Genomic DNA, 5,331 nt, shown 5'->3' with positions numbered 1-5,331 from the left:
GCGCCAGGTGGTGATGCCGCCAATGCCCGAGATCGGCAGGCCGCGGGTTTCGGGGTCGCGCGCGATCTCGGCCACCATGTTCAGCGCGATCGGCTTGACCGCCTGGCCGCAGTAGCCGCCGTGCGAGCCCAGGCCGTCGGTCACCGGGCTCATCGTCATGCGGTCCAGGTCCACGCCCATGATGGAGTTGACGGTGTTGATGAGGCTGACCGCATCCGCGCCGCCGGCATGCGCCGCGCGCGCCGGGAAGCGCACGTCGGTGATGTTGGGCGTCAGCTTCACGATGACCGGCATCTTCGTGTGCTTCTTGCACCACTCGGTCACCTGCTGGATGTACTCCGGCACCTGGCCCACGGCCGAGCCCATGCCGCGCTCGCTCATGCCATGCGGGCAGCCGAAGTTCAGCTCCACGCCGTCGGCGCCGGTGTCGGCCACCTTGGCGAGGATGTCCTTCCAGCTCTGCTCGTTGACCGGCACCATCAGCGACACGACCATGGCCCGATCGGGGAAGTCGCGCTTCACACGGGCGATCTCGTCGAGGTTGATCTGCAGCGGCCGGTCCGAGATCAGCTCGATGTTGTTGAAGCCGATGACGCGGCGGTCCTGGCTCCACAGCGTGGCGTAGCGCGGGCCGTTGACGTTGACGACCGGCGGGTCCTCGCCCAGCGTCTTCCAGACCACGCCGCCCCAGCCGGCCTCGAAAGCCCGGCGCACGTTGACTTCCTTGTCGGTCGGCGGTGCGGATGCGAGCCAGAAGGGGTTGGGGCTCTTGATGCCGAGGAAGTTGGTGCTCAGGTCAGCCATGGGAAGCCTCCTTGTCGAGATGTCGAACGGTGGCCAGGCCCAGGGCGCGGTCGATGCAGATGGCGGCGCGCTTGCCGTGCTCCACGGCCTCCACAGTCAGGTCGCGGCCCCCGGCGCGGCAGTCGCCGCCCGCCCAGACGCGCGCCAGGCTGGTCTGGCCGTCGGCGTCGGTCCTGATGCGGCCGGCTTGCAGCGCAATGGCATTGCCTGCGGACTCGGCCACATAGCTTTGGCCGATGGCGCGCAGCACCATGTCGGCTTCGAGGCTGAACTGCTCGCCGGTATCGACGAGCTTGCCCTTGTCGAGCTTGGTGCTTGCGAAGCGCATGCCGCGCAGCACGCCGCCTTCCGCCTCGACGCCCAGTGGCCGCGCCCAGCAGCGGATGCTCACGCCATTCGTCTGCGCCCAGTGCTGCTCGTGGGTCGATGCCGACAGGCCATCCGGCCCGCGGCGGTAGACCATGGTCACCTGCTCTGCACCCAGCAGCTTGCTTTGCACCGCCGCGTCCACGGCCGTCATGCCGCCGCCGATGACGACGACCCGGCGGCCGACCGGCACGATCTCGGGCGCGCTCTGGCGCAGCTCGGCAATGAAGTCGACGGCGTTGCGCAGGCCCGGCAGCTCGGGCTCGGCGATGCCCAGCGCGTTGACGCCGGCCAGGCCCAGGCCGAGGAAGACGGCGTCGTATTCGGCCAGCAGGCCGTCGAGCGTCATGTCGCGGCCCAGCCGGCAGTTCAGCCTGGGTGTGATGCCGCCGATGGAGAGCAGCCAGTCGATCTCCTGCTGCGCAAAGCCGCCGGCGACCTTGTAGCTGGCCAGGCCATATTCGTTGAGCCCGCCGAGCTTGGCGTTGGCGTCGAACAGCACCACCTCATGCCCGCGCCAGGCCAGGCCATGCGCCGCGGCCAGGCCGGCAGGCCCGGCGCCGACGACGGCGACGCGCTTGCCGGTGGGCATGCCGCGTTCGAACAGCGGCCGGGCTCCGGGGTTGGCGAAGTGACCCTCCACCGCATAACGCTGCAGCAGCCCGATCTCGACCGGCTTGCTCTCATTGGTGTTGCGCACACAGGCCTGCTCGCACAGCACCTCGGTCGGGCAGACCCGCGCGCACATGCCGCCCAGCGGGTTGGCCGTCAAGATGGCTTCGGCCGCGCCGCGCACGTTGTCCTGGGCCACCCGCTGGATGAAGCTGGGGATGTCGATGCCCGTGGGGCAGGCCGTCTGGCAGGGCGCGTCGTAGCAGTAATAGCAGCGCTCGGCCTCGATCAGCGCCTGCGTGCGGTTCAGCGGCGGGTGGGCGTCGGCAAAATTCTGCGCATAGTCGTCGGGCGTCAGGCGCCCTGATTTCAAGTCGGCAAGGTCCACGGGGTTCTCCCAGGCGAAAACAGGCAAACATTACTACCCTGTAAAACTTGACCGAAGCGTAATAACCCGCAGCAAGCGCTTGGTGCGCGCCGTCCAAAATGCGGCGCATGACCGATACCGCGACCGTGACGCGCACCCCGCGCGCCGCCACCCTGCGCAAGCAGGAGGCCATCCTGGCCGAGGCCGAACGCCAGTTCGCCCGCTTTGGTTTTGAAGGCGTCAGCCTCGACAGCATCGCCGCCGTGCTGGATCTGTCGCGCCAGAACCTGCTCTACCACTGGCCCAGCAAGGAGGAGCTCTACCGCGCCGTGCTCGACAGCGTCATGGGCGAGTGGATGGCCAGCATGAACGCCATCACCGAGGCGGACGAACCGGAGGCCGCCATCCAGGCCTATGTGTCGGCAAAACTACGCTTCAGCCGCGACCGGCCCAGTGGCAATGCCGTCTTCACGCGCGAGATCATGGCGGGCGCGCCGCGCTACGCCGATGTGCTGCGCGTCCAGGTCATGCCGCTGTTGCATGCCGATGTCGCGCGCTTCGAGGGTTGGGCGGCCGAGGGCCTGATCCGCCGCCTTGACTTCACGCACCTGATGTTCCTGATCTGGTCATCCACGCAGGCCTATGCCGACCTGGGGCCGCAGTTTTCGCTCTACATGGGCAAGCCAGCGCTGGATGACGACGATTTCGAGCGCGCCCGCAAGCTGATCACCGGGCTGATCTGGAAAAGCCTTGAGGTTTCAGGCGCGCGGGATTGATGCGCCGTGCACTGCAGCGGGTCGCGCTGGCTGGCTGCGCACTGCCCCAAGCCGCGCCGCCCGACGCACGCGGCAATGTCGAGACCAGGGCCAGGTTCGTCGACGGACAGGTGTCGCCCGACCTGGCGCTGGACCCTTGCCGTTGAGGTGGCGCGAGGAAGATCGTCAGCGTGCAGGCCAGCCCGATCCCGTCGCGCTGACGGCATCGGCGCCTTGTGCGGCTGCCGCCGCGTCCGCTTCGACCGAAGGCTCCCACGCCACCCAGCGGCCCTTGCCGGCCCGCTTGCCCGCCAGCAGCGCATGGTCGGCGCGGCTGATCAGCGTGCCGGCCTCGCGCCCGTGCAGGGGATAGATGGCCACACCGATGCTGACGCCCACCCGCACCTCGGCGCCATCGGGCAGCGTGACCGGCGCGGCGAAGCTGTCCAGCAAGCGGTTCAGCGCATGCTTCTCGTCGCGCAGCCCGCCGGACTGGTTGAGCACCAGCACGAACTCATCGCCGCCCATGCGCGCGACGATGTCGTTGCCGCGCACGCTCCCGCTCAAACGCGCTGCCGCGGCCCGCAGCACGGCGTCGCCGGCGTCGTGGCCCAGGCTGTCGTTGACGGCCTTGAAACCGTCCAGGTCCATGTAGCAGACCGCCAGCCAGCGGCCGTTGCGCTCGGCGTCGCGCAGCAGGAAGGCCAGCCGCTCCTGCAGCAGGTGGCGGTTGGGCAGGCCGGTCAGCACGTCGTGGAAGGCCAGGTGCCGGGCCTGCTCCTCGCTGCGCTTGATGGCCGTGATGTCGGTCATCAACCACAGCGATTCGCCATCGGGCAGCGGCGCGCCGCTCAAGTCGACCCAGACCGCGCTGCCGTCCTTGCGGCGCATCTGCAACTGCGTGCGGTAGCTGCTTGTCATCCCCAGGTGCTGGTAGGCCAGGCCCACCTGAGCGAACGACGCATCGTCGAGGTAGAGCAGGCGCGCCGGCTGGCCGCAGAGTTCGCCGGGGCCATAGCCGAACAGACGCGCCAGCGCTGGGTTGTGCCAGATCTCCTGCCGCTCGCGCAGCTTGACCATGCCGACGAGCTCGCTGTCCAGCATCGCGCCCCGCTCCGCTGCCAGCAGTGCGATGCGCGCCCGCGCCTGCACCTGGCGCGCCTGGGCGCGGTACAGGGCCACGGAGGCGCCGATCAGCACGATGGCCAGCAGCAGCAGCAACGACCCCATCCCCACCACCTGGCGCTGCCACGGCGCAAAAAAGTCCTCGGTGCCCAGGCCTACCAGCATCAGCAGCGGGTAGCCGGGCACCTCGGTGTAGGCGGTGACGCGTTCGACGCCGTCAAGCGCCGTGCGCGCGACATAGCTCCCCCGTGCGGGGCTTGCCGCGAGCGCCGCCACGAGGCCCTCGGACACGGTGGCCTTGCCCAACCCGGCCTCCGGCGCCTGGGCCTGCGGCGAGTACCGCGCGATCAGCTTCAGCGAGCGCGCGCGCAGCGACACCGCACCCTGGGCGCCCACGTCGGCCTGCTGGAAATGTGCCGTGAAGGTTTCGGTGCCGATGCCGGCGTAGACGACACCGGCAAAGCGACCCGACGCGTCGAGCCGCGCCCGCGCGAACACCAGGCCCCAGCCGGCCTTCAGGCGGCCCTGCAAAGGCTCCGAAACCGCCAGCCTCGCGGGTTCGGCGCGGGCGGCGCGGAAGTAGTCGCGGTCCGCCACCGAGACGCGGGCCGGACCGCCAGCGTCCGGGTTCAGCACCCAGCCGTCGGCGTCCGTGACGCGCAAGGCGTTGATCGACGGCACCAGCGCCCGTTGCCCGGCCGTGACCTGCGTCAGCGCGGCGGCATTCAGCGGCCCGCGGGCTTGCTGCTGCTCGACGTGATACAGCGTCGACTGCAGCGTGTGGTCCACCAGCGCAATCGTCGACGCCACGCCCAGCGCCAGGGTCTGAGCCAGGCCGGCAGCCTGGTCGCGGGCGCGTTGCTCCTGGGCGCGGTAGCTGGCCGATGCGGCCAGCACGGTGGCCGTGGCCACGATGGCGAGGATGAGCACGTTGCCCAGCGCCAGATAGCGCCGGAAGCGCCTCATGTCGACGACCAACTGCTGCGAAGAAGTCTGGGGCATGGGGCGGTGCGGGCGGTCCCAGCGCTGGCGGTCGTGCGTCGCGGCCTGCCCATCCCTGTTGCTGGGGCGATCCTAAGGCCGTTGGGCCGTCCGGCGGGGGCTCAAGGCGCCCAGCCCGCATCGCGCGCCGCGCGTTCCTGCTCGGCGTTCAGTGCCTCGCCGGCCATGGCCTTGTCCACGGCGGCCAGCACCGCCGGCGGCAGGTTGGTGGCGGCCTGGCGCATGCCGCTGCCCGCTGCGCTGGCGGCCACGACCTGCTGCAGCGCCCAGGCGCCGTCCGCGTCGCGGCAGGCCAGGCCG

General features: G+C 70.1%; 6 protein-coding genes. 2 read left to right on the top strand and 4 right to left on the bottom strand.

The genetic code is table 11. The annotated features are described in order from the left end of the window. Together preA and ACT6S0_RS26150 are read right to left on the bottom strand one after the other, a co-directional pair. A partial coding sequence (gene preA / locus ACT6S0_RS26155) for an NAD-dependent dihydropyrimidine dehydrogenase subunit PreA (protein ID WP_444766660.1) occupies nt 1-804 on the bottom strand: 804 nt, incomplete at its 3' end. Continuing rightward, nucleotides 797-2,170, bottom strand: a complete 1,374-nt coding sequence (locus ACT6S0_RS26150) for an NAD(P)-dependent oxidoreductase (protein ID WP_444766659.1) — start codon at nt 2,168-2,170, stop codon at nt 797-799. The genes ACT6S0_RS26150 and preA, both read right to left, overlap by 8 nt. A 107-nt stretch (nt 2,171-2,277) precedes the next feature. Here ACT6S0_RS26150 and ACT6S0_RS26145 point away from each other — a divergent pair, with 107 nt between their 5' ends. Beyond that, the gene (locus tag ACT6S0_RS26145) at nt 2,278-2,925 is read left to right on the top strand and encodes a TetR/AcrR family transcriptional regulator (RefSeq protein WP_444766658.1); all 648 of its coding nucleotides are present in this window, start codon (nt 2,278-2,280) and stop codon (nt 2,923-2,925) included. After that, entirely contained in the window at nt 2,925-3,071 is a 147-nt protein-coding gene (locus tag ACT6S0_RS26140) for a hypothetical protein (protein ID WP_444766657.1), read from the top strand. The genes ACT6S0_RS26145 and ACT6S0_RS26140 overlap by 1 nt, the downstream gene beginning before the upstream one ends. A 19-nt stretch (nt 3,072-3,090) precedes the next feature. Here the strand turns inward: ACT6S0_RS26140 and ACT6S0_RS26135 are convergent, their stop codons facing one another. Next, nucleotides 3,091-5,031: a diguanylate cyclase domain-containing protein gene (locus tag ACT6S0_RS26135; RefSeq protein ID WP_444766656.1), complete on the bottom strand. Its 1,941-nt coding sequence runs from the start codon at nt 5,029-5,031 to the stop codon at nt 3,091-3,093. Between the two features lie 101 nt (nt 5,032-5,132). Beyond that, the coding region (locus tag ACT6S0_RS26130) for a hypothetical protein (protein WP_444766655.1) at nt 5,133-5,331 on the bottom strand (199 nt) is incomplete at its 5' end.

Origin of the sequence: Roseateles sp., from assembly GCF_052436255.1 — a bacterium.
Lineage (GTDB): Bacteria > Pseudomonadota > Gammaproteobacteria > Burkholderiales > Burkholderiaceae_C > Pelomonas.
The sequence above is the reverse complement of the archived record's forward strand: the minus strand, read 5'-3'. Positions and strand labels throughout refer to the sequence as shown.

Excerpts from the sequence above, each read along its gene's own strand:
- ACT6S0_RS26145 (WP_444766658.1), top strand. The coding sequence starts at position 2,278 with ATGACCGATACCGCGACCGTGACGCGCACCCCGCGCGCCGCCACCCTG.
- ACT6S0_RS26140 (WP_444766657.1), top strand. The coding sequence starts at position 2,925 with ATGCGCCGTGCACTGCAGCGGGTCGCGCTGGCTGGCTGCGCACTGCCC.
- ACT6S0_RS26135 (WP_444766656.1), bottom strand. The coding sequence starts at position 5,031 with ATGCCCCAGACTTCTTCGCAGCAGTTGGTCGTCGACATGAGGCGCTTC.